At 60.1% G+C, this 21,331-nt stretch carries 15 protein-coding genes; 7 read left to right on the top strand and 8 right to left on the bottom strand.

Annotated features, from left to right (window positions below; translation table 11 throughout):
* Positions 1–6: 6 nt before the first annotated feature.
* The gene (gene hmpA, locus MT962_RS00745) at positions 7–1,275 is read right to left on the bottom strand and encodes an NO-inducible flavohemoprotein (RefSeq protein WP_152526295.1); all 1,269 of its coding nucleotides are present in this window, start codon (positions 1,273–1,275) and stop codon (positions 7–9) included.
* A gap of 320 nt (positions 1,276–1,595) precedes the next feature.
* Between hmpA and MT962_RS00740 the strand changes: the two genes are divergently transcribed.
* Complete coding sequence (locus tag MT962_RS00740; protein ID WP_348773162.1) at positions 1,596–4,208, top strand: EAL domain-containing protein; 2,613 nt, start codon at positions 1,596–1,598, stop codon at positions 4,206–4,208.
* A 30-nt stretch (positions 4,209–4,238) separates the two neighbouring features.
* Here the strand turns inward: MT962_RS00740 and MT962_RS00735 are convergent, their stop codons facing one another.
* Positions 4,239–5,195, bottom strand: coding sequence for a UV damage endonuclease UvsE (locus MT962_RS00735; protein ID WP_024559859.1), 957 nt, complete (start codon positions 5,193–5,195; stop codon positions 4,239–4,241).
* Positions 5,196–5,304: 109 nt separating this feature from the next.
* Positions 5,305–7,284, bottom strand: coding sequence for a ligand-gated channel protein (locus tag MT962_RS00730; RefSeq protein WP_247364142.1), 1,980 nt, complete (start codon positions 7,282–7,284; stop codon positions 5,305–5,307).
* 496 nt (positions 7,285–7,780) lie between these two features.
* Between MT962_RS00730 and MT962_RS00725 the strand changes: the two genes are divergently transcribed.
* Together MT962_RS00725 and MT962_RS00720 are read left to right on the top strand one after the other, a co-directional pair.
* Positions 7,781–8,401 (top strand): response regulator, encoded by a 621-nt coding sequence (locus MT962_RS00725; protein ID WP_024557746.1) that lies wholly within the window; start codon positions 7,781–7,783, stop codon positions 8,399–8,401.
* 58 nt (positions 8,402–8,459) lie between these two features.
* Positions 8,460–8,864 (top strand): hypothetical protein, encoded by a 405-nt coding sequence (locus tag MT962_RS00720; RefSeq protein ID WP_024557745.1) that lies wholly within the window; start codon positions 8,460–8,462, stop codon positions 8,862–8,864.
* A 25-nt stretch (positions 8,865–8,889) separates the two neighbouring features.
* Here MT962_RS00720 and MT962_RS00715 read toward each other — a convergent pair whose 3' ends face one another.
* Genes MT962_RS00715 through MT962_RS00695 form a run of 5 tightly spaced genes read right to left on the bottom strand, consistent with a single transcriptional unit; the run spans position 8,890 to position 16,132 of the window.
* Complete coding sequence (locus tag MT962_RS00715; protein ID WP_247364141.1) at positions 8,890–14,478, bottom strand: AAA family ATPase; 5,589 nt, start codon at positions 14,476–14,478, stop codon at positions 8,890–8,892.
* 8 nt (positions 14,479–14,486) lie between these two features.
* Entirely contained in the window at positions 14,487–14,858 is a 372-nt protein-coding gene (locus MT962_RS00710) for a response regulator (protein ID WP_024557743.1), read from the bottom strand.
* A gap of 46 nt (positions 14,859–14,904) precedes the next feature.
* A complete protein-coding gene (locus MT962_RS00705; RefSeq protein WP_024557742.1) occupies positions 14,905–15,159 on the bottom strand; it encodes a XapX domain-containing protein in 255 nt (84 codons plus the stop codon).
* Between the two features lie 2 nt (positions 15,160–15,161).
* Positions 15,162–15,392: a DUF1427 family protein gene (locus MT962_RS00700; RefSeq protein WP_024557741.1), complete on the bottom strand. Its 231-nt coding sequence runs from the start codon at positions 15,390–15,392 to the stop codon at positions 15,162–15,164.
* Positions 15,393–15,442: 50 nt separating this feature from the next.
* Positions 15,443–16,132, bottom strand: a complete 690-nt coding sequence (locus MT962_RS00695) for a hydrolase (protein ID WP_024557740.1) — start codon at positions 16,130–16,132, stop codon at positions 15,443–15,445.
* Positions 16,133–16,464: 332 nt separating this feature from the next.
* Between MT962_RS00695 and MT962_RS00690 the strand changes: the two genes are divergently transcribed.
* The 4 genes from MT962_RS00690 to MT962_RS00675 are packed head-to-tail and all read left to right on the top strand — an operon-like array spanning position 16,465 to position 21,246.
* Positions 16,465–18,339, top strand: a complete 1,875-nt coding sequence (locus tag MT962_RS00690; protein ID WP_024559855.1) for an amidohydrolase — start codon at positions 16,465–16,467, stop codon at positions 18,337–18,339.
* A 5-nt stretch (positions 18,340–18,344) separates the two neighbouring features.
* Positions 18,345–18,770, top strand: a complete 426-nt coding sequence (locus tag MT962_RS00685) for a DoxX family protein (RefSeq protein ID WP_024557738.1) — start codon at positions 18,345–18,347, stop codon at positions 18,768–18,770.
* Entirely contained in the window at positions 18,754–20,397 is a 1,644-nt protein-coding gene (locus MT962_RS00680; RefSeq protein WP_247364140.1) for an MFS transporter, read from the top strand. The genes MT962_RS00685 and MT962_RS00680 overlap by 17 nt, the downstream gene beginning before the upstream one ends.
* Positions 20,398–20,424: 27 nt before the next feature.
* Positions 20,425–21,246 (top strand): alpha/beta hydrolase, encoded by an 822-nt coding sequence (locus MT962_RS00675; RefSeq protein ID WP_024557736.1) that lies wholly within the window; start codon positions 20,425–20,427, stop codon positions 21,244–21,246.
* Positions 21,247–21,331 lie beyond the last annotated feature (85 nt).

The following is a 21,331-nucleotide window of genomic DNA, read 5'->3' as shown; positions in this document are numbered from 1 at the left end:
GTCTGGTCAGAAAACGACGCCGCCGGTGCCGAACGCCTCGCTGTGGATTTGCGCCTGCGGGATCCCGGCGTTAATCAGCGCGCGGTGCTGTTCCTGCATAAAAGGGAGAGGGCCGCAGAGATAATAGTCCGCCGTTTTCGGCAGGTACGACGGCGGCACTGCGCTGAGATCGAGCCGCCCGTGCAGATGGTAATCCGCGCCCTGCACGTCATGCTCCTTCACCTCTTCATACGCGATAAACACATGCAGATTGCGGTTCTCTTTCGCGAGCGCCTTAATCTCCTTGCGCAAGGCGTGTACGTCAGAACCGCGGGCGGCATGCAGGAAATAGATCTGCTTTTTATTTCGCTCCGCCGCCTCGCCGCCGCTTTGCCCCGGATGGCTGTGCGGGTCGGCGGTTTCCGCCAGCAGATGGTTGACCATAGAGATCATCGGCGTCAGGCCGACCCCTGCGCTTATCAGCACGTTGTCTTTATCGGGGTTTAGCAGATAGAAGTTGCCGGTGGGCGCGCTCAGCTCCACCGTGTCGCCTTCGTTAATGGATTTATGCAGCGTGGAGGAGACGTAGCCCGGGTCCTGCCCCGGCGCGCGGGCCTCTTCACGCTTGACGGAGATACGCAGGTAGTTATCGCCGGGGCTGCTGGAGAGGCTGTACTGCCGCGGCTGCTTCATGCCCAGCGCCGGAACGTAAATGCGCAGGGTGACATATTGCCCCGGCTTATAGTCAGGCAGCGCTTTACCGTCTTTCGCTACCAGGTAAAACGAGGTTATCTCCGCGCTCTCCTTGACCTTTTTATCCACCACGAAATTACGCCAGCCGAGCCAGCTTCCCTCGGTGTTCTGGTGCGCTTCGTAGATTTTCTTCTCGGTAGCGATAAAGATATCCGCCAGATCCTGATAAGCCGCGCCCCAGGCGCCAATCAGCTCATGATCCATGGGGATGGTGAGCACTTCGCTTATCGAATGCAGCAGGTTTTCGCCAACGATATCGTAATCCGGCGCGTTGATATTCAGACTCACATGCTTATGGCAGATAAGCTCAATGACCGGCGCCAGCACGCCAGGATTATCAATATTTTCCGCATAGGCCAGCACGGCGCCCGCCAGCGCTTTCGCCTGCGCCCCGCTGCGCTGGTGCCCCATATTAAATACCTCTTTTAATTCAGGGTTCTTTCGCAACATACGTTTATAAAAATAATCCGTTAACGCCACGCCATTCTCTTTAAGCACCGGCACGGTATCTTTCACTAATTGTTTTTGCGTTTCCGTCAACATAGGACCTCACACGAATAGTTATCGTCATCGTGACGCTTTATAGAGAAGATCTCCTTAACTGCCGTAGGGCTATAACGAGTATAAGAGGAAAAGCAAGGCCCTGCCGGGAAGGGCCAGGATGCGCCTGTGGCGACGGCAAATGAAAAGGCTGCCGCCTGGTATGACATTTGTGGCTGTAACGTTGCTGTCAATTTCGTTACTTAAGTGACGCTCATCAAAATTCCCATTCCGTTATCACATTCTCCCTTACCTGTGCCGATAACGGTTTAAGGCGGAGCATGTCTTGCGCCCGAATAAAAAATAAAAAGAGGTTTCATCAGGTGAACATCATTTCTGGTAAGCATGCTGAGCCGTTTACGGGCCGCATCAAGGAAAGCATTAAAAAAACGCTGGCGGTGCTGGTATCGCTGTTGGGGGTTATTTTTCTGATAGCCATTTTCGCGCTGCTGAACATTGCCCACGATCTTAATGAGCACGCCGACGATCACAGTCGGTTGCTGTTGCGCAAGGCGCTGTTCAGCCGTCAGGACAGTATCCGCTCCCACCTTCAGGACAACGCCGCCTGGGGCGAAGCTTACGAAAACCTGCACCGGCGGGTTAATCCCGCGTGGGCCTGGGATAAGCAGAACCTCGGCGCTTCGCTTTACAAGAACTTTGGTTATGAAGGCGTTTTCGTGCTCGACGGGAAAGACGACACGCGCTACAGCATTCTTAATGGCAAGCGCCAGTCCCGGACACTGGCGGACTGGCTGGGAAGGAACCCGACGCCTGAACTGCGCCAGGCGCTGGCGCGCTCGCAAGGCAAACCGGTTTCCCGGCTGATGCTCGCCCAGGGCGAACTTATTTTGCTGGCCGCCGCCTGGATTACGCCCGGCAGCGATATTAACGTGACGCCTATACCTGGCGCCGCGTCAATGCTGGTTTTTGTCGATCGTCTTACGTTCAGCAAGCTGCAAAGCATGGGGCTTGAATACGGCATCCACGATACGCAGGTGAAAACCCCCGCTACGCCTGTGGCGAACTATCCGCAAGCGAGCCTGACGCTGCCGGTTTATGGTGGCTCTATCCAGCTTGTCTGGCGCAGCGACAACCCCGGCGGCGCACTGCTGACCTGGGTGCTGCCGCTGCTGGTGTTCCTGATGTTCGCCACGCTGGTATTCGCCTTCATGCTGATGCGCAATACGCTGTTGAAAGCGCAGCGTAATGATGAAAATACTTTTCTGCTGGAGCAAAGCCGCCTCGCGCTGGCGGCCAGCGAAAATCGCTTTCGCGATGTCGCCGAGGCCGCCACCGACTGGATCTGGGAGACGGACGAGCAGTTGCGCTTCACCTGGATCTCCGAACGCTTTCCGGCTATTACCGGTTACCGCATCGGCGACTGGCTGGGCCAGCCGTTAACGGAGTTTTTGCAAAACGACAGCTTCGCGCTGACGCAGTGGCTGAAAAACCCGCAGTCTGCAAACAACCTGACGCTGACCCACTGCCGCTATCTTTCAGGCCAGCAGCGCCAGCGTTACTGTAACCTGACGCTGAAAAACGTCACCATGATGAATGGCCAGCGCGGTTTTCGCGGCACCGCGACGGACGTTACGCTTGAGATAGAAGCGCAGCAGCGGGTTGACTACCTTTCCCATCACGATGAACTCACCGGTCTGCCGAACCGCGTGCAGATGAAAGCGTTTCTCGAAGGCAAGCTGCGGGCCAAACCCACGACAGAGCGGCCGCTCGCCATGATCATGCTGGATCTGGATAAATTTAAACCGGTCAACGATCTCTTCGGCCACGCGGCGGGCGACGACGTGCTGCATGAAATGTCCAGCCGCCTGCGCCGCTGTCTGGGGGATAACGGTCTGGTGGCCCGGCACGGCGGCGATGAGTTTATCCTGATCGTGCCGGATATTCGCAGCCGGGCGGCGGTGGAAACGCTTTGCCAGCAGCTGATCGTGGCGATCACCTGCCCCTACCAGATTAACGGCCATGAGATTTTTATCGGCGCGAGCATGGGCATCGCGCTGGCGCCGCAGGACGCGACCGACGCCAACGACCTGCTGCGCTTTGCCGATATCGCGCTGTATCAAGCCAAGACCAGCGGGCATAACCTGTGGGTGTTTTACCAGCCTGATATGAGCGAGCAGATTGTGCAGCGGCGTGAAATGGAGCAGGCGCTGCGCGAGGCGATACGCGCAGACCAGCTGCGGCTGGTTTATCAACCGCGCTACGACATCAAATCCGCCCAGGTATACGCCGTGGAAGCGCTGGTGCGCTGGCAGCACCCTCGCCTTGGCCTGCTGACGCCGGATCAGTTTATTCCGCTGGCGGAAGAGACGGGGCTGATTATCGAACTGAGCGACTGGGTGATGCTGCAAGCGTGCCGGGCGATGCAGCAAACCTTACCGGAGCTGGCGCTGTCGGTGAATATCTCGGCAAGCGAGTTCCAGACGCCCGGGCTGGTTGAGCGGGTCCATAGCGCGCTGGAACAGAGCGGCTTCCCGCCCTCGCGTTTTGAGATAGAGGTGACGGAAAACGCCACGCTGAAAGCGCCGGATATCGCGCTGGAGATGATGCGACAGCTCAAGGCGATGGGCGTGCGTTTTCTGATTGATGATTTTGGCACCGGCTACGCGTCGTTGAGCTATCTGCGAACCTTCCCGTTCGACGGCATTAAGCTGGACCGCTCTTTTGTTATTCCGATGGCTGATTCCGAAAGCGCCTGCCTTATCGTCAAAAACATGATTGGGCTGGGTAAAGCCTACTCCCTTAACGTGACGGCGGAAGGGGTCGAAAACTCGCAGCAGCAAGAGCTGCTGAAAAAATATGAGTGCGACATCCTGCAGGGATATTACATTGGCCGCCCGGCGCCGCTTGAGCAGATCAGGGAGCAGCAGGCGCCCGCCGTCAGCGCCAGAGCGCGCCTTGCGCTGGCAAAAACCTGATCGGCGCGCCGGAGCAAGCAGCCAGGTGCGCTATCGGCTTTTCGCGTAAGCGTAAAGCCTGTCGCGGGCGAGGTTTTTCATTTTGACCTCGCACATGATGTCGAAATCGGTAAACGAAAGCGCCCAGTCATTCAGCGTGGGGTTGAAGTAGTAATCGGAGTGGGCGCGCAGTTTGGTTTTCGGCACGCCGAGCGCGGCTTGTTCAGGGAAGCCCTGCGCCGGGATAAGCCCCTCCTGCGAAATGGAGTAGTGCAGCACGGGCCGCACGCCGCGCCAGGAGTCGATAACCTGCGCGATACGCGGGTCATCAGGCCTGATAAAGGCATTCTCTTTTACCCAGTGGTGGTGAATATCCACCACTACCGGGCAGAGCGCCTGCGCCTGCAAAACATCGTCCAGCGAGCAGGAAATTTCGTCGTTTTCCACCGTCAGCATCCGCCTCGCTTCGGGGCTCAGTTTGTTGAACGCGCGCGTAAACCCGGCGAATCCGGCTTTGCCGTTCATGTGAATATTGATTTTAAAATCCTGAAAGGTTTTGCCGTAGCCCATCAGCCGCGCGCAGAGGGCGTGATACTCCACATCCTCTATCGCCCTTTCCACCACGTCCGGGTTATCGGAGGCTAACACGGAATACTGGCCGGGATGAAAAGAGAGCCGGATGTCGTTCGCCCGGGCGACATCGCCGCAGTCGGCAAACAACGGATAGAGATCGGGCAAAAATTCGTTATAGAGCCGCGTCGCTTCCGGCACCGTATACAGCGGCAGCAAATCGCTGCCGATGCGCATCATGCGCAGGTCGGCAGGCTCAAGGGCGAGCGCCTGAAAGATAAGCCGCAGATTGGTGAGGTTGGCGCGGGCGAGTTCATAAAGCAGCGTGGCCCCGGTTTCGTTATCCAGGCTCAGGAATCGCGTGCGGGTCGTCGCTTTGAAAGGAAAAAGTTGTTTTTGTTCAGCGTTTAAAAATTTACAAGCGAAGCCTAATTTCATGATTCCTCCGGATTAGCATGCAATAAGCTTAGCAGTTGCAACCCGGCGGCTGCGGCGCACATAAAAAAGCCCGAAACGGGTTCGGGCTTTGCCGCGTGCGTGACAAGGCTCAGAAGTTATAGGTTAAGCCGAGGGTATAGCGGCGGCCATCCAGAATGGTGTCGTAGGTGGCGTAATCAATCTGTTTATCGAAAACGTTATAGACCCCGGCGGTGAGTAGCAGATCTTTCGCGGCGTGATAACGCAGCCCCACATCAACCTGCGTGTAAGAAGGCGTGCCCTGCGCCATCGCGGTGCGGCTTAAATATTCCGAGCTTTTGCCGCGCAAGTTGAGGCGGCTCCAGAAGCCGACATCCGGCGTTGCCTGCCAGTCGAGCGTGGTGTTGAACATATGCTTCGGCATCTTGTTCAGCGGTTTGCCGGAGAACTGCCCGCTTTTTTGCTCCGACTCGGTAAAGGTGTAGTTCGCCGTCAGGTTGAGGCCTTTAACCATCTCCCAGCCGAAGGTGGACTCCACACCGCGCATATTGGCTTTATCCACGTTAACGCGGTCGCTGACAAAATCGTAGCGGTGGTTGCCAATCTGACAGGCCGGGTCGGCGCTGCTGTTGCAACGGCGCACTTCGGTGATTTTGTCTTTAAAGTCCGTGTTGAAGAGCGTGACGCCCGCGTTCAGGTTATCGCCGTTATCCCACAGCAGCGCGATCTCTTCGCTCAGGCTCTTTTCCGGCTTGAGATCCGGGTTGCCGACGATAATGCCGTCAAGACGGCCGCCGCCGGTGACCTGCCCCCAGCTTGCGGAAGACTGGCGCAGCTCCGGGGCTTTATAGCCTGCGGAAACGCCCCCTTTCAGGGTCCACTGGTCATTGAGGTGCCAGACACCGTAGCCGCGCGGCGTCCAGTTGGTGCCGTAGTTCTCATCTTTATCCATGCGCAGGCCCGCCGTCAGCGTGAAGCTGTCGGTCATCGCCCACTCATCTTCCGAGAAGAGCGCCCAGCTCCAGCGGGTGAGTTTGCTCAGGCCCTGCGCCGCTTCCAGCTGGTTGCCGTTGTCGCGCAGCTTTTCATAGCGATATTGCCCGCCTACCGTCAGCGTATGGTCGCCGAGGAAGATCTGGTTCTGGGTGTTGAACGTGGTGTTCCAGGCCTTCATTTCACGTTCCGGGTTGTTCGATATCTCCTGCTGAATGTAGCTGGTGGAGTTGAAATCGTCGTAATAACCGTGGTGCGTCAGCGCATACGTGGTGTGCTCGTAGCGGGTTTCGCTTTTCTCATTCGGCGTGCAGGTCGCGCCGCGACACACTTCAGCCTCTGTCGACATGCCCGGCGTGCTGTTGCGGTCCTGCAGTTCGCGGGCGATATCAAGGTCAAAATCGTTTTTGTCATCCGGCGTAACGTTCAGCGTAACGGCGCCGTTGCGCATCCGCTGCTCGTTATAGCCGTTGACAATGCGGTCCTCCTGGCGACGCGAGAAGAGCCCGCTCACCTTCACCCCCAGCAGCCCGTCAATAAGCGGCCCGGAGGCGTAAGCGTTGGTCTGGTAGAGATCGCCGGAATCGCGGTTCTCCTGGAAAGTGGCGTCGCCGTGCACCGAGCCTGTCCAGCTTTTGGTGTTCGACACCTTTTTGGTAATGACATTAATGACGCCGCCCATGGCGTCGGAGCCGTAGAGCGACGACATCGGGCCGCGAATTACCTCGATGCGCTCGATAGACTCCAGCGGCGGCAGCCAGCCCTGCTCAATGCCCGAGTTATCGCTATTCGGGCGAGTACTGCGGGTGCTGATGCGCTTGCCGTCCACCAGGAACAGCGTGTACTGGGAGGACATGCCGCGAATGCTGATGTCGCTGCTGCTCGCCCCGCCGGTGACCACCACGCCCGGCACGTCCCGCAGCGCGTCGGTGACGTCGCGATAGGCTTTATCTTCAATCTGTTGTTTGGAAATAACGGAGATAGAAGCGGGCGCATTCTGGATCTTCTGCGCAAAACCCGTTGCGGTAACCACCATCTCGTCTTGTTCAGCGCCGAAGAGGTAAGGCGAAGCCGTGGCGGCGCACAGGGCCGCCGTGATGAGTAAACTGCGGGACATAACGTGTTATCCATTCCATGTAATGAGCGAAAATCCACCAGAATTCACCCTTTTAATTCAGCGGGTTTGCGCAGGCGAAGGCCCTTCTGATGGGAAAGCGGCGACAGTGTGCAGAAAAAAATAATTTGTGTAAACAAAAATGATATTGATTATCATTTGTATTGATGCGGCTATTGGCGCGTTCCGCAAGGTGCGAGGGCTGTAAAACAGGTGTTTTAGTGATGCAGGTGAGCTAACCGCCTGTTTAACAGACGGGCGTTTGTTCAGAACACGTCTATGCTTATCCGCCTTACCACTTTTTTCGCAATTGATTAGTTAACTTTACGCTTTCACCTTATTTTAAAGGTGATAATGAGAATTATTGTGTTAATATCCGGTTATATATTGGTAAAAACTGGATGTATGTGGCTGTAATCTAAGGAAGGAAAGGTCAATTGGCTCACCACTGACCGGTGCCAGACCCTGCATATATCCTGATGCCAGCCAGGAACGACTTATGGATCCTATTGTTTACGTTGTAGACGATGATACTTCGGTAAGGCAATCGCTGGTCCGCCTGCTGTCAGCGGAAGCGTATCGGGTGGCCGATTTTCCTTCTGCCGACGCTTTTCTGGCGCACGGTTTCAGCCCCGATCCCGCCTGCCTGATCCTGGATATGAACATGCCGGAAGCCGACGGGTTTTCCGTTACCGAAGCGCTCGCAAGTCTCGGCTATTTGATCCCGACGATCTTTCTTACCGGCTACGGCACCATCCCGCTTACTGTAAAAGCGATGAAAGCAGGCGCGTATGAGTTTATGACCAAACCTGCGGTGCCGAATCTGCTGTTAAAAGCGGTGGCGGACGCGCTGAAACTTTCCGAAACCAGAATGGGCGAAACGCGGGAATTACAGACGCTAAAAGCGCATTACGCCTCCCTGACGCCGCGTGAGCAGGAAGTTTTCCAGCTTGCTATCGGCGGCTTGCTCAATAAGCAAATCGCCACTGCGCTCGGCGTGAGCGAAATTACCGCGAAAGTGCATAAAAAACGCGTGATGGAGAAGATGCAGGTTCGCTCGCTGACGGATCTGGTCCGCGCGGCGGAGCGTCTGAATATCGCGAAAACACAAAGCCGTTAAACCGTTTGCCGCAGCCTTGCTGCGGCGGTCGCAAACGTTGACACTTCCAGGAGACCCCATGACCACCGACCCTATCGCCGAGCCGCGCGCGCAGCTTAAAGCCCTCTCCTCAACCCTCAGAAAATTGCATAAAGCGCTGGTGGATTTTGAAACCGTGCGCTTTGGTGACCCGGGCAGCGCCTTTGAACATTTGCAACTGCTCACCAGCCACCCGCAATTCGCCTGGCTGCGACAAATTTCGGAAATCCTGGTGGAGATTGACGAGCGGCTGGATAACAAAGAGGAGCCGGTGGACGCCGCGGCGCTGGAAACCGTGCGTAAAACCGTGGGCGGCCTGCTGGCGCTGGGGCCGGAGAACGGCAGCGAGTTTCATCAGAAATACCTCGATGCCCTGCAGGCTTCGCCCCAGGTGGCGATGGCGCACGGCGAGCTGCGCCATCTGCTGGCGGCGTCCCGCCCGTAATAACAAGGCCCGACCGTCGGGCCTTTTACTCATCGTCGCTGTCGGTCGGCAGAATAAAGGTAAAGACGCTGCCGTAAGGCTCGCGCGAGTGCGCCGTGAGCTTCCCTCTGTGCTTTTCAATAATGTCGTGGCTAATGCTAAGCCCCATCCCCATGCCGTGCGCTTTAGTGGTATAGAACGAGTCAAAAAGCCGCGCTTTCACCTCCGCGCTCAGCCCGCACCCCGTATCGGCGATATCCAGCTGGATCTTGCCCGGCTGCGGGTTCTCCGAGCGGATCGTCAGAATGCGCCCCCGGCTGTGGATCTCCGTCATCGCGTCAATGGCGTTCACAATCAGGTTTAGCAGCACCTGCTGGATCTGCACGCTGTCGCCGTAGATAAACGCCTGCGCAGCCCTGAGCTCGTACTCCAGCAGAATTTGCCGCCGCTCCAGTTCGCTGCGCGAAAGGGTCATGATGTGGTAGACGATATGGTGCAGGTTGACCCGCGAATAGCTTGTCGTCTGGTTGCGCGTCAGCGCCTGCAGGCCGCGAATAATGTTCCCGGCGCGCTCCCCTTCGCTGATTATCTCCTCAAGGCTTGCGCGCGCGTTATCCAGCATCGCCGGTTCGCGGCTGAGCCAGCGCAGGCTGGCGCCCGCATTGGCGACGATGGACATCAGCGGCTGATTGATCTCATGGGCGATAGAGGCGGTAAGCTGGCCGACGGTGGTGGCGCGGGAAACGCGGGCGAGATCCGCCTGCGCCACGCGCACGGCGTCCTCCGACTGGCGGCGCGCCGTAATGTCGGTGATAACGCCGAAATATTCCGCCACGCTCGCTTCATCGCCCACCGGGTTGCCGACGCCGAGAATGTAGCGGCAGTCGCCGTCGGGGCGAAAAACGCGAAACTCCGCCCGCATCGGCACGCCGTTGCTGACGCTGTCGGTCACAAGCTTGCTGATGCGCGGATAATCTTCCGGATGCACCAGCGTCAGGAAATCCGCCATGGAGAGCGTGCGCTGCCGCCCCGGCAGCCCGAGAATGCGGGCGTATTCGTCAGAGACGAACATCAGGTCCTGCTCAAGATCCCAGCGCCAGGTGCCGGTGTGGCTAATGCGCTCGCCCAGCATCAGCGAGGTCTGGCTGGCGCGCAGCTCTTTTTCCACCCTGCGGCGCTGGATGTTCTCTTCCAGCAGCTCGGCGTACAGGCGCGCCGTTTCCAGCGACACCGCCGCCTGGGCCGCGAGCATGCCGACGATGCGCGAATGCTCGGCGGTAAACATCTCCGGCATCACCCGGTTTTCCAGGTAGAGCACGCCCACCATTCGCGCCTGCTTAAACATCGGCACGCACATCACCGCCGCGCCGGAGGTCACCAGGTACGGATCCTGGCCAAAGGGGCTGAAGATCTCCGGCTTGCTGGTGCGGATCTCCTTACCGGTGCGCATCACCGCGGCAAGAATCGAGAGCGGCAGATCGCTGGCGGTGGGCGCCTCTTTAACAATGCGCACCTTTACGCCGTCTGAGGAGGTCTCCGCGCAGGCCTGGATTTCGGCAATGTTGCTATCGGGAATGCGAATCAGCAGCCCGCGCTGCGCCCCGGCGCGCTCAAGCAGCATGGTCATCAGCGTGTGGATCAGCCGGTCGAGGTTGATCTCTTCGGTCATGGCGCGGATAGCCCGCAGCGCGCTTTCGAGATCGTGTATCACCTCGTTCTGGGCGAAGGCGATGGTGTCGTAAGGGGTGCTCTGCCCGCCGGGGGCGAGATGCGGATAGCGCCGCTCAAGCTGGCGCAATTTGGCCGTCGCGCCCCAGCGGCGCCAGGCGCTGAACGCGCTGCGAAAGTAGGCTTCCGAAGCGATGTGGTAACCGCAGGTCCTGGCAAAACGCCCGGCCATCTCGCAGGCGAGCCCGTTGATGTGGTGAAACTCCGCGCCGCCGGAGAGCTGGATGGCTTTCTCATAGTGCGCGGCGGCCACGTCGTTCTTTTGCGACAGGCGCGCCAGCTCCGCGCTAATCAACGCCTCTTTATCGGCAAAAGTCGCTGGATTATGGCGCGCCCACAGGGCGATTTTCTCATAATGCGCCGTGATTTTCGCCAGCTCCGCTGCGGTCACGCGCCCCGGCGCCAGGGAGAGGGTCAGCGAAAGCGCGCTGTAGAAGTGGTAATCGAGCAGGTGAATATAGCCCGGCACCGCGCTGGCGAAGGGTTCGGCTCGCGCCAGGCAGCGGCGAGCATCGCTAAGCTCGCCCGCCATAAAGTGCGCCATCCCCCGGAAGAGCCAGAACCAGAACTGCGTCAGCGGCATCGGCTGACGCCCTTTTTCGCCCTCTCTTATCAGCAGCGAATCCGGAAAAAGATCCGTGCCGGTAAAGCCGTCGGCAGCGCCGCTGCGCAGCTGCGTCACATAGAGACGCTGAAGCTGCAGCATGATCTCCACATCCGGGAAGCGCAGCTTGCGGATAAAGGTCAGCCCGCGTTCGATGGTGGTCATCACGCTGTCGAGATGCTCGCCGCGCGTGAGGAAATTCATGGTCTGATGGCGGATGATAAAACAGGCGACGGTCAGGTCGCCCTGCTCCACCGCCGTGGCGAAACACGTTTTCGCGCTCTCCACCGCAAAGCTCAGCGGCTGCTTCCAGGCGCTCGCCAGATCCACCGCCAGCAGCGTTCTGCTTTTAAAAGGGTTGAAGTGGTGCTCCATCACCAGGTCACGCCCCAGCAGGGCGTAGCGAAAGCCGCTGTTGTACTCATCATAGCGGCGGCCGATAAGCACGCCGTACCAGGCGAGCGCGGAGGTAGAAGCGCCGCACAGGCCGTTGTCGAGCGTCATGTGCATGATTTTACACAACAGCAGAAAATGCAGCCGTGGCGAGGCGAAGGCCGCGAACATGCTGGCGCTGAGCAGCAGGCTCATGATCGCCTCGGCTTCGCAGTCGCCACAACGCGCCAGCTCGTTGAACGTTTTAAACGGATTTTCACCCGCCCGCGCCTCTATCTCCCGCCATGCCGTCTCGCAGTCGCCGTCGTCGGGGTGACGGTTCAGATGAACGCCGAAGGCGGCAAGCCACGCCAGCGCCGTTTCAAGCGCCAGCGGCATATCGGACTGCCGCATATGGATTTCCGCCATCATGCAGGCGGCCACCGCTTTCTGCTGCGGGCTGCCGGGCGTGATCATCAGCTGATTGCAGAGCGTGAGCGCGGCAGAGAGGTTGCCCTGCAGGAATTCGCACTCCGCCTCTTCAAAGCCAAGCAGAAACGCCTCGTCCGGCGCTTTCACTAACGCATCGTCATACAGGCTTTTCGCCGTGTGCAGATAGCGCACCGCAGAGGCGTAATCGCCTGTGCTGCGCGCCCGTCGGGCGGCCAACTGGCAAACCGCCCGGTAGCGGTCGCGCTCTGGCGAAAAGCGGATATGCCGTAGCGCGCGGGTAATATGGTGTACGGCCAGGAAGAGCTGCTCGTTACTTTCGTTCTGGTTCAGCGCCTCGGTAAAAAGGCCGGCGGCGGCGAAATTAAGCCGTTCGATTTCGTCAGGCTCAAGCAGCGCCTGGGCCGCTTTGTGCACCCGGTCGTGGGTAAAGGCGTATTCATCGCCGGAAAAACGAATCAGGCGCGCGACGACGGCGGGCTGCAACTGCTCCTGAAGGCATTCCGGCGCAAGGCCTTGCATCTGGCTTAGCAGCGCCAGCTTGCCGGTTCCGCCGACGCAGGCGAGGCAGCCCAGCAAACGGCGTGCGGTCAGCGGCATCTCCTCAAGCTGCTGCAACACCAGGCTCGCCACATTTTCCGTATAGTTGCGCGCCTTGATGGCGGGCAAATCGTAGTGCCACTTGCCGTGCAGCTTGTTGTAGCTAATAAGCCCGTCTTTGACGATGCGCTGAAAAAATTCGTGGGTGAAGAGCGGGTTGCCGTCGGTCTTTTCATGAATCAGCGCCGCCAGCTCGCCAAGGCCCGAAACGCGGGCCTGGAACAGCTCGGCAAGCCAGCGCGATATCGCCTTTACGCTAAGCGGCGCGGGGCGGATATCCACCAGCAGGCGCGCGCCGGCGCGTAATTTTTCCAGATAATGCGCGGCGTTGCCCGTGGGGAACGCCTCCGGCTCGCAATGCGAAACCACGATCAGCAGCGGCAGCGATTCGCTGTTGCTCACCAGCGACTCCAGCAGATGCAGGCTCGCCGGGTCAATCCACTGCAAATCTTCAATCACTAAAATCAGCGGGCATTCGCGGCTCGAGAGCGCCGCCACCAGCCGCGCCGCCATCTGATTGCAGCGGGCGCGGGCATCCGCCGCGCGGACGTCGGCAGGCATAAAGGTTTTACTTTCAAGCAGCAGCCCCAGCTCCGGCACCAGATTCACCGCAAGCCCGGCGTAGCTGCCGAGCGCGTGCGCCAGACGGCGTTTCCAGAGCGCCACCTCCTGCGCATCAAGCCCTAACAGATGCAGCGCCAGCGAACGAAACGCGCCGGCTATCACCGAATAAGGCAGCACCGCGGAGTATTGATCCGCTTTGCTGACCGCAAGCAACGCGGGCTGGTGGCTAAGCTTTCGCAGCGCAGAGGCGATAAGCGAGGATTTGCCGATGCCAAGCGGCCCGCTGACCGCGGCGAGCGTCAGCGTCCCGCTGGCGGCGACCCGCTCAAACGCCGCCGTCAGTTCGTTATCCTGCGGGTGCGCCAGAAACAGGTTATCGGGCCGCAGCGGCGCAGGCACCACATCCTGCAGGCCCGGCGTAAACACCGCAATCTCGCCGTTTTCTGCAAGGTGCGCCTGGCAGCGGCGCAGATCGGCAATCAGCCCTTCCACCGTCTGGTAGCGCCGCTCCGGCGACTTCTCAAGCAGGCGTAAGATAATGGCGCAGAGCATCGCCGGCACGGCGGGACGCACCTCCTGCAACGGCCGGGGCGCGGAGGCGATATGGTGATGCGCCCACTCCGCCTGCCCGCCTTCGCTGAGGGCAAAGGGCAGCGCGCCGGTCAGCAGTTCGTAGAGCACGATGCCAAGGCTGTAGAGATCGCTTCGGCTGTCCACCGCGTCCCGGGTGCGGGCGGTGTGCTCCGGCGACATATAAGCCAGCGTGCCGCCCGACACGATAAGGCGCGTTTGCGTGGCGATATCCGCCGCCCCGCTGGCAAGCCCAAAACCCGCCAGCCGGTAGCTGCCGCCCGGGTCGAGAAAAAAGTTGCCGGGCTTGATATCGCTATGAATAAGCCCCTGCGCGTGCATCTGGCGCAGCGGCGCGCACAGACGAATGGCGAGCGAGAGAAAATCGGCGATGCCGCCCATTTTTAAGTGAGCCGACTGCGCCAGCGTGCGAAAAGGAAACGGCGCGTAAACCAGCGCATAACGTCCGTGGTGGCTGGTGGAGCTGATGGGCTTCACCGCCCACGCGCCGGAAAGCTGCATGCGCAGCGCGAATTCGTTTTTCAGCAGTTGGGTCGTCTGGTAAACCGCCTCTTCGCTGGCTGCGGCAGCGCTGGCGAGAATAAAGCTGTCCGCGGCGTGCAGCGGCTGGCACAGCGTCCAGGCGATGCCGCCTTCCTGCGCCAGCGGCGTGAACAGGGTATCGTCAGTGAGGGTGAATACCTCACCCTCCATCACGCTTCCGGCGGCGGACAGTTTTTCACTCATAGCAATCCTCACGCAGCGAGTTCCCGGCGAATGTATTCCAGCAGCGTATCAATATTGATGGGTTTGTGTAAAAACGCGACGGCGCCGCAGCCGAGGGCGTAGCGCTGCATATTTTCATCGCCGTGGCCGGAGATAAATATCACCGGCGGCGTGGCCGGTTGCAGGATGAGGTTTTGGTAAAGCTCAAGGCCGCTCATGCCGCGCAGTTTAACATCGAGAATGAGCAGGGAAGCCTCAGCCAGCGCCGCCTCGTCATTGAGAAACGCCTCCGCGGACTCGAAGGCGCAGGTATCGTAACCCTCCGACAGCAGAAGATTGCTAAGTCCGCTGCGAACGGAGCGTTCATCGTCAACAATGACAATGCGTGCTGACAGCGTCATGCTGTTGTCCTCGGTCTGGGCTCACGCGACGGTGAGCGGCGCTCCTTCAGGGTGCTTTTTTGTCTTGCGCAGGCGGAGTGCCGCTGATTTTGGGCACGCATTCATGACGAAACCATGCCAGTGTAACCGGTTGACGGTTAAGCAGCCGTCGGCCTACCGGAATAAGCTGTTCACCCACCAGCATGCCGAACAGCCCCAACAGCGCGATGACCGGAGGTGCGGGCGAATGAACCTGCATTGCGCCGTAGATGACACCCGCCAGAAGACCGGTCACCAGGGAAACAAGATAGGATTTCAACATAGTCAGCCTGTCCGTGTATAGCCCGACGCGGGGTTCGCCGTCTGAGAAGGCGCGGCCTGCGAGGCGCGCGGCTCGTTATGCGAGACGAGCGCGGAAGTGATCTGCTCGCCAACCAGCATCCCCAGCAACCCCACCAGCGCGATGGCGGGGGGCGCGGGGGAGCGGACTTTTAACAACGCATAGACGAGGCCGATCAGCACGCCCGCGCCAAGAGAGATAAGCCCTGTGCTCATGGGGTTCTCCATAAAAGGGGAAAGGCTGGCGCGCGGCCAGCCCTTTCGTCTTATTTGTTGGCCGGAACCGGTGCCAGGGTGTGGTGAGAGCCTTTGGCGCGGGCTGGCGCTTTGTGCACCATGGTGTAGGCGTAATCCACGCCCATGCCGTAGGCGCCGGAGTGCTCTTTCACGATGTCCATCACCGCGTTGTAGGTCTCTTTATGCGCCCAGTCGCGCTGCCACTCCAGCAGCACCTGCTGCCAGGTGACCGGAATAACGCCCGCCTGGATCATGCGCTGCATGGCGTAGTCGTGCGCCTCTTTGGAGGTGCCGCCGGACGCATCCGCCACCATATAAATCTCATAGCCGCCCTCCAGCATGGCGCACAGGGCGAAGGTGTTGTTGCACACCTCAGTCCACAGGCCGGACACCACCACTTTTTTCTGGCCGTTTTTCGCCAGCGCGTCGCGCACTTTCTGGTCGTCCCAGGAGTTCATGGAGGTGCGCTCAAGAATGTCGTGTTCCGGGAAGACATCCAGCAGTTCCGGGAAGGTGTTGCCGGAGAAGCTTTCGGTTTCCACGGTGGTGATGGTGGTGGGAATGTTGAAGACTTTAGCCGCTTTCGCCAGGCCAACGACGTTGTTTTTCAGCACCTGACGGTCGATAGACTGCACGCCAAAGGCCATCTGCGGCTGCTGGTCGATGAAAATCATCTGGCAATTCTGAGGAGTCAGTACTTCAAGCTTAGTGTTGGTCATGAGAATACCCATAGTCGTTAAGTAGCAAGTAAACCGCGAAAGAGAAAGCGGAAGGAAACTGACAGTGACCGGGGTATCGCTCATCTGGCGTAACGCTTTCGCCGGTCCGGCCCGAACGTCGCTGTCGGGACGGATAGTAAAAGTCCTTTTCCGGCAGAACTATTATCTCTGTGTATAACTATACGTTCGTATACCTATACCTTCGTATAACTAGACGCCGTTTTCTCCTGCTGAACATAATCCCGCCAGCTTCGATGCTCTGCTACGCCAGGGCACACCATCTTACCGTCCGGCGGCGCGCCGCCTTTTGGACGTCACAGACAGGAGGACTTATGGTTTCGCTCGGTAAAGCAGAGCTGATTTTACTCAACGGCAAATTTCACACCGTGGACAGGGAGAACCCGCTCGCCGAGGCGGTCGCCATCCGCGACGGCAAGTTTCTGGAAGTCGGCAGCGAAGCGGATGTGATGCAACACCAGGCCGAAGGCACGAAAATTATCGACCTCAAAGGCAGCACCGCCATTCCCGGCCTTAACGACTCGCACCTGCACCTGATTCGCGGCGGGCTGAACTACAACCTGGAGCTGCGCTGGGAAGGGGTGCCTTCACTTGCCGACGCGCTGCGGATGCTAAAAGCGCAGGCGCTGCGCACGCCTTCACCGCAGTGGGTGCGGGTGGTGGGCGGCTGGTCGGAGTTTCAGTTCGCCGAGCGCCGCATGCCGACGCTGGATGAAATTAACGACGCGGCGCCCGACACGCCGGTATTTATTCTTCACCTCTACGACCGCGCCCTGCTTAACCGCGCGGCGCTGAAAGTAGTGGGCTACACCAAAGATACGCCTAACCCGCCGGGCGGCGAGATCCAGCGCGACAGCAACGGCAACCCCACCGGCATGCTGATAGCCCGTCCGAACGCCATGATCCTCTACGCCACACTGGCTAAAGGGCCGAAGCTGCCGCTGGAGCAGCAGGTCAACTCCACCCGCCAGTTTATGCGCGAGCTAAACCGCCTGGGGCTGACCAGCGCCATCGACGCGGGCGGCGGTTTCCAGAACTACCCCGATGATTACGAGGTCATCAGCGAGTTGCATGCCAAAAAGCAGATGACCGTGCGCATCGCTTATAACCTCTTCACCCAGCGCCCCGGCCACGAACTGGAAGATTTCGAAAAATGGACCGACATGCTGACGCCGGGCCAGGGCAGCGATTTCTTCCGCCACAACGGCGCGGGGGAGATGCTGGTCTTCTCCGCCGCCGACTTTGAAGATTTTCTCGAGCCGCGCCCTGATCTCGCGCCGGGCATGGAGGATGAGCTGGAGCGCGTGGTGCGCCATCTGGTCGAGCACCGCTGGCCATTCCGCCTGCACGCCACCTATAACGAATCGATAAGCCGCATGCTGGATGTCTTCGAGAAAGTGAACCGCGACATTCCGTTCAACGGCCTGCACTGGTTCTTCGACCATGCCGAAACGGTAACCCAGGCCAACATCGACCGCATTAAAGCGCTGGGCGGCGGCATCGCCGTGCAGCACCGCATGGCGTTCCAGGGCGAGTACTTCGCCGAGCGTTACGGCATGGAGGCGGTGCGCCACACGCCGCCGGTGGCGAAAATGCTGGAAACCGGCGTGCCGGTGGGCCTTGGCACCGACGCCACCCGCGTCGCCAGCTACAACCCGTGGACCGCGCTCTACTGGCTGGTTTCCGGGCGCACCGTCGGCGGCATGCAGATGTATGACGTCAACGCGCGCCTCGACCGCGACACCGCGCTGATGCTCTGGACCCAGGGCAGCGCCTGGTTCTCCAGCGAGCAGGGCAAAAAGGGGCAGATTAAAACCGGCCAGCTCGCGGATCTCGCCGTGCTGAGCAAAGACTATTTCCGCGTGCCGGAAGAGGAGATCAAGGGCATCGAATCGGTGCTGACGGTGGTGGGCGGCGACGTGGTTTACGCCGCCGGCCCTTTCAGCGCGGAGGCGCCCCCTTCCCTGCCGGTACTGCCGGAATGGTCGCCAGTGGTCAACGTGCCGGGCCACTACCGCAGCGCGCCGGTGCAGCAAAGCCGCGTGGGGATGATGCCCGCCGCGCACCATTGCAGCGGTCCGTGCGGCGTACACAGCCACCAGCATGACGTGGCGCGTCGCTCCTCCGTTCCGGTTTCAGACGATAACGCCTTCTGGGGCGCGCTCGGCTGCAGCTGCTTTGCCTTCTGACGCCTATGAAAAGTTCATCGGCTGTGCCGCCCCGCGTTGATGCGGGGCTGTTCTTCCTGCGCCTCACCGGCAGCCTGCTTTTGCTTTACGTGCACGGTCTGCCGAAGGTGATGCATTTTGGCGAAGAGCTAACCCGAATTGAAGATCCGTTCGGCCTGGGACCGTGGGCGAGCCTGCTGCCCGCGATTTTCGCGGAGGTCATCTGCCCGGTCTTTATCATTCTCGGCGTCGGCGCGCGGCTCGCCTGCCTGCCTGTCATCGGCGTGCTGCTGGTGGCGATGCTGGTGGTGCATCCTGGCTGGAGCATCGCCGAAGGGCAGTTCGGCTGGCTGCTACTGATTATCTTCACCACGCTGGCGTTAACCGGCCCGGGCCGCTGGCGGCCCGGCCTCACCCAGACACGGGAGCTGCCGTATGGCGCAGGTAAATGATATCCACGCGGCGACAGCGCAAGCCGCCGCACCGCACCCGGCGCCCGCCTCCTCCTGGCAGCCGCTGCGCAACCGCGTCTTTCGCATGCTGTGGATTGCCACGGTGGTCTCCAACATCGGCTCCTGGATGAACGACGTGGGGGTGAACTGGACGATGCTGACGCTCAGCGCCGACCCGCTCTCCGTGGCGCTGGTCCAGGCGGCGAGCAGCCTGCCGATGTTTCTGTTCGCCCTCCCCTCCGGGGTGATGGCGGATATCGTCGACCGGCGCAAGTATTTGCTCTTTTCGCAGCTCTGGGTGTTTATCGCCGCCGCCGGGCTGACCCTGCTGTCGTTTACCGGCTACGTCACGCCGGGCGTGCTGCTGGTGGCCGCGTTCCTGCTGAGCGCCGGGGCCGCCATGAGCTCGCCGCCGTTCCAGGCCATCGTGCCGGATCTGGTGGAGAAAAGCGAACTGGCGCCCGCCGTGGCCCTGAACTCGCTTGGCATTAATATCAGCCGCGCCATCGGCCCGGCGCTGGGCGGGTTTATCCTCTCTCTTGCCGGGCCGTGGGTGGTGTTCGCGCTGAATGCGCTCTCCGTGCTGGGCGTGGCGTGGGTGCTGTACCGCTGGAAAGCTGAGCCGAACATTCAGCGGCTGCCGCCGGAGCACTTCTTCCCCGCCGTGCGCGCCGGGCTGCGTTACGTTCACGCCGCCCCTGTGCTGCGCAACGTGCTGGTGCGCACCGTGGCGTTTTTTATCTTCGGCAGCGCCAGCTGGGCGATGCTCCCGCTGGTGGCGCGCCGCGAGCTGGGCCTCGGCCCGGGCGGTTACGGCGTTCTGCTGGCGTTTATCGGGCTGGGCGCGATTTGCGGCGCGGTGGTGCTGCCACGCCTTCGCCGCCATCTCAACCCGGACCGGCTGATGGTGGCGACCAGCCTGCTGTTCGCGGCAAGCACGCTGGCGCTCGCCTTCGTGCGTCATTTCTGGCTGCTGAACGGGTTTATGTTCCTGACCGGCTTCGCCTGGATTGCGGTGCTCTCCACGCTCAACATGGGCGCGCAGCGCAGCGCGGCGAAATGGGTGAAAGCGCGCGCGCTGGCGGTTTATCTCACCGTCTTTTTTGGTTCGATGACGGTAGGCAGCGCCATCTGGGGGCAACTGGCTTCGCACTTCAGCATTCCGTTTTCGCTCTGCGTGGCGACGGTAGGCATGGTGCTGGCGAGCGCGACGACGCTACGCTGGCGGCTCAATGAGAACCCGGACCTGAACCTCGACCTGCGCGACGTGGATAACCGCGCCCGCGAGATGGACGTGTCGCTCGACCGGGGTCCGGTGATGGTTATTTATGAGTATCAAATTGATGAGGACGACGTGTATGACTTCGTGGTCGCCATCCAGGAGATGCGCCGCGTGCGCCAGCGCGGCGGCGCGCTGAGCTGGTCTGTGTATGAAGATATTCAGCGCCCCGGCATGTTTATGGAGACGTTCGTGCTCGGCGCGTGGATAGAGCATCTGCGCCAGCAGGAGCGCCATACGGTGAATGACCTGCTGCTCATCGGCAAGGTGCAGGCGTATCACCGGGGCGGGGAACCGCCGGCAGTTCGCTATCTGATAGCGCCCATTACATCAACGTCACTCCCTTAAGCCTTTTACTCACATTGAGGATTTGTTATGAGCACGATTAAGACGCAGGATGGCACTCAGATCTATTACAAAGACTGGGGTTCAGGCAAACCGGTACTCTTCAGCCACGGCTGGCCGCTGGATGCGGATATGTGGGACAGCCAGCTGAATTTCCTGGCCGAGCGCGGCTACCGCGTTATCGCTTTTGACCGCCGCGGCTTTGGCCGCTCCGACCAGCCGTGGGAAGGGTATAACTACGATACGTTCGCCTCTGACATCAACGATCTGATTAACCACCTCGACCTGAACGACGTGACGCTGGTGGGCTTCTCCATGGGCGGCGGCGACGTGACGCGCTACATTGGCCGCTACGGCAGCGCCCGCGTCAACGCGCTGGTGCTGCTGGGCGCGGTGACGCCGATTTTCGGCAAAGCCGCCGACTACCCGCAGGGTGTGGATCAAAGCGTGTTTGAAGGCATTCGCGACGGGCTGCGTAAAGACCGCGCCCAGTTTATCAGCGACTTCTCCACGCCGTTCTATGGCCTTAACGCCGGGCAGACGGTCTCTCAGGGCGTGTTGACCCAGACGCTGAACATTGCGCTGTTGGCCTCGCTCAAGGGTACCCTTGACTGCGTTAGCGCTTTCGGGGAAACCGATTTCCGCCAGGATATCGCGAAAGTCGACGTGCCGACGCTGGTTATCCACGGCAGCAATGACCAGGTCGTGCCGTTTGAAAGCACCGGCAAAGTGGCGGCGGAGATGATCCGCGGCGCGCAGCTTACCGTGTATGACAACGCGCCGCACGGCTTTGCCGTGACGCATCAGGATCGGCTGAACGAAGACCTGCTGGCCTTCCTGCAGTCGCTGTAACAACCCGGGGAAAACGTCCCCGTCGGATCTTCATCATTTTCGCTGTCTTCACAGCGCTGGCTTTCTGTCCCACCCGCGCGCCGCC

It is taken from the genome of Franconibacter sp. IITDAS19, from assembly GCF_023079515.1.
In the GTDB taxonomy this organism is placed as follows: Bacteria; Pseudomonadota; Gammaproteobacteria; order Enterobacterales; family Enterobacteriaceae; genus Franconibacter; species Franconibacter pulveris.
This window is presented reverse-complemented; position numbering and strand designations above follow the sequence as displayed.

What these genes read in the sequence shown, in the direction of transcription:
- MT962_RS00680 (WP_247364140.1), top strand. Translation starts at nt 18,754, where the DNA reads ATGGCGCAGGTAAATGATATCCACGCGGCGACAGCGCAAGCCGCCGCA.
- MT962_RS00690 (WP_024559855.1), top strand. Translation starts at nt 16,465, where the DNA reads ATGGTTTCGCTCGGTAAAGCAGAGCTGATTTTACTCAACGGCAAATTT.
- MT962_RS00715 (WP_247364141.1), bottom strand. Translation starts at nt 14,478, where the DNA reads ATGAGTGAAAAACTGTCCGCCGCCGGAAGCGTGATGGAGGGTGAGGTA.
- MT962_RS00700 (WP_024557741.1), bottom strand. Translation starts at nt 15,392, where the DNA reads ATGAGCACAGGGCTTATCTCTCTTGGCGCGGGCGTGCTGATCGGCCTC.
- MT962_RS00720 (WP_024557745.1), top strand. Translation starts at nt 8,460, where the DNA reads ATGACCACCGACCCTATCGCCGAGCCGCGCGCGCAGCTTAAAGCCCTC.
- MT962_RS00695 (WP_024557740.1), bottom strand. Translation starts at nt 16,132, where the DNA reads ATGACCAACACTAAGCTTGAAGTACTGACTCCTCAGAATTGCCAGATG.
- MT962_RS00710 (WP_024557743.1), bottom strand. Translation starts at nt 14,858, where the DNA reads ATGACGCTGTCAGCACGCATTGTCATTGTTGACGATGAACGCTCCGTT.
- MT962_RS00735 (WP_024559859.1), bottom strand. Translation starts at nt 5,195, where the DNA reads ATGAAATTAGGCTTCGCTTGTAAATTTTTAAACGCTGAACAAAAACAA.
- MT962_RS00730 (WP_247364142.1), bottom strand. Translation starts at nt 7,284, where the DNA reads ATGTCCCGCAGTTTACTCATCACGGCGGCCCTGTGCGCCGCCACGGCT.
- hmpA (WP_152526295.1), bottom strand. Translation starts at nt 1,275, where the DNA reads ATGTTGACGGAAACGCAAAAACAATTAGTGAAAGATACCGTGCCGGTG.
- MT962_RS00675 (WP_024557736.1), top strand. Translation starts at nt 20,425, where the DNA reads ATGAGCACGATTAAGACGCAGGATGGCACTCAGATCTATTACAAAGAC.
- MT962_RS00685 (WP_024557738.1), top strand. Translation starts at nt 18,345, where the DNA reads ATGAAAAGTTCATCGGCTGTGCCGCCCCGCGTTGATGCGGGGCTGTTC.
- MT962_RS00725 (WP_024557746.1), top strand. Translation starts at nt 7,781, where the DNA reads ATGGATCCTATTGTTTACGTTGTAGACGATGATACTTCGGTAAGGCAA.
- MT962_RS00705 (WP_024557742.1), bottom strand. Translation starts at nt 15,159, where the DNA reads ATGTTGAAATCCTATCTTGTTTCCCTGGTGACCGGTCTTCTGGCGGGT.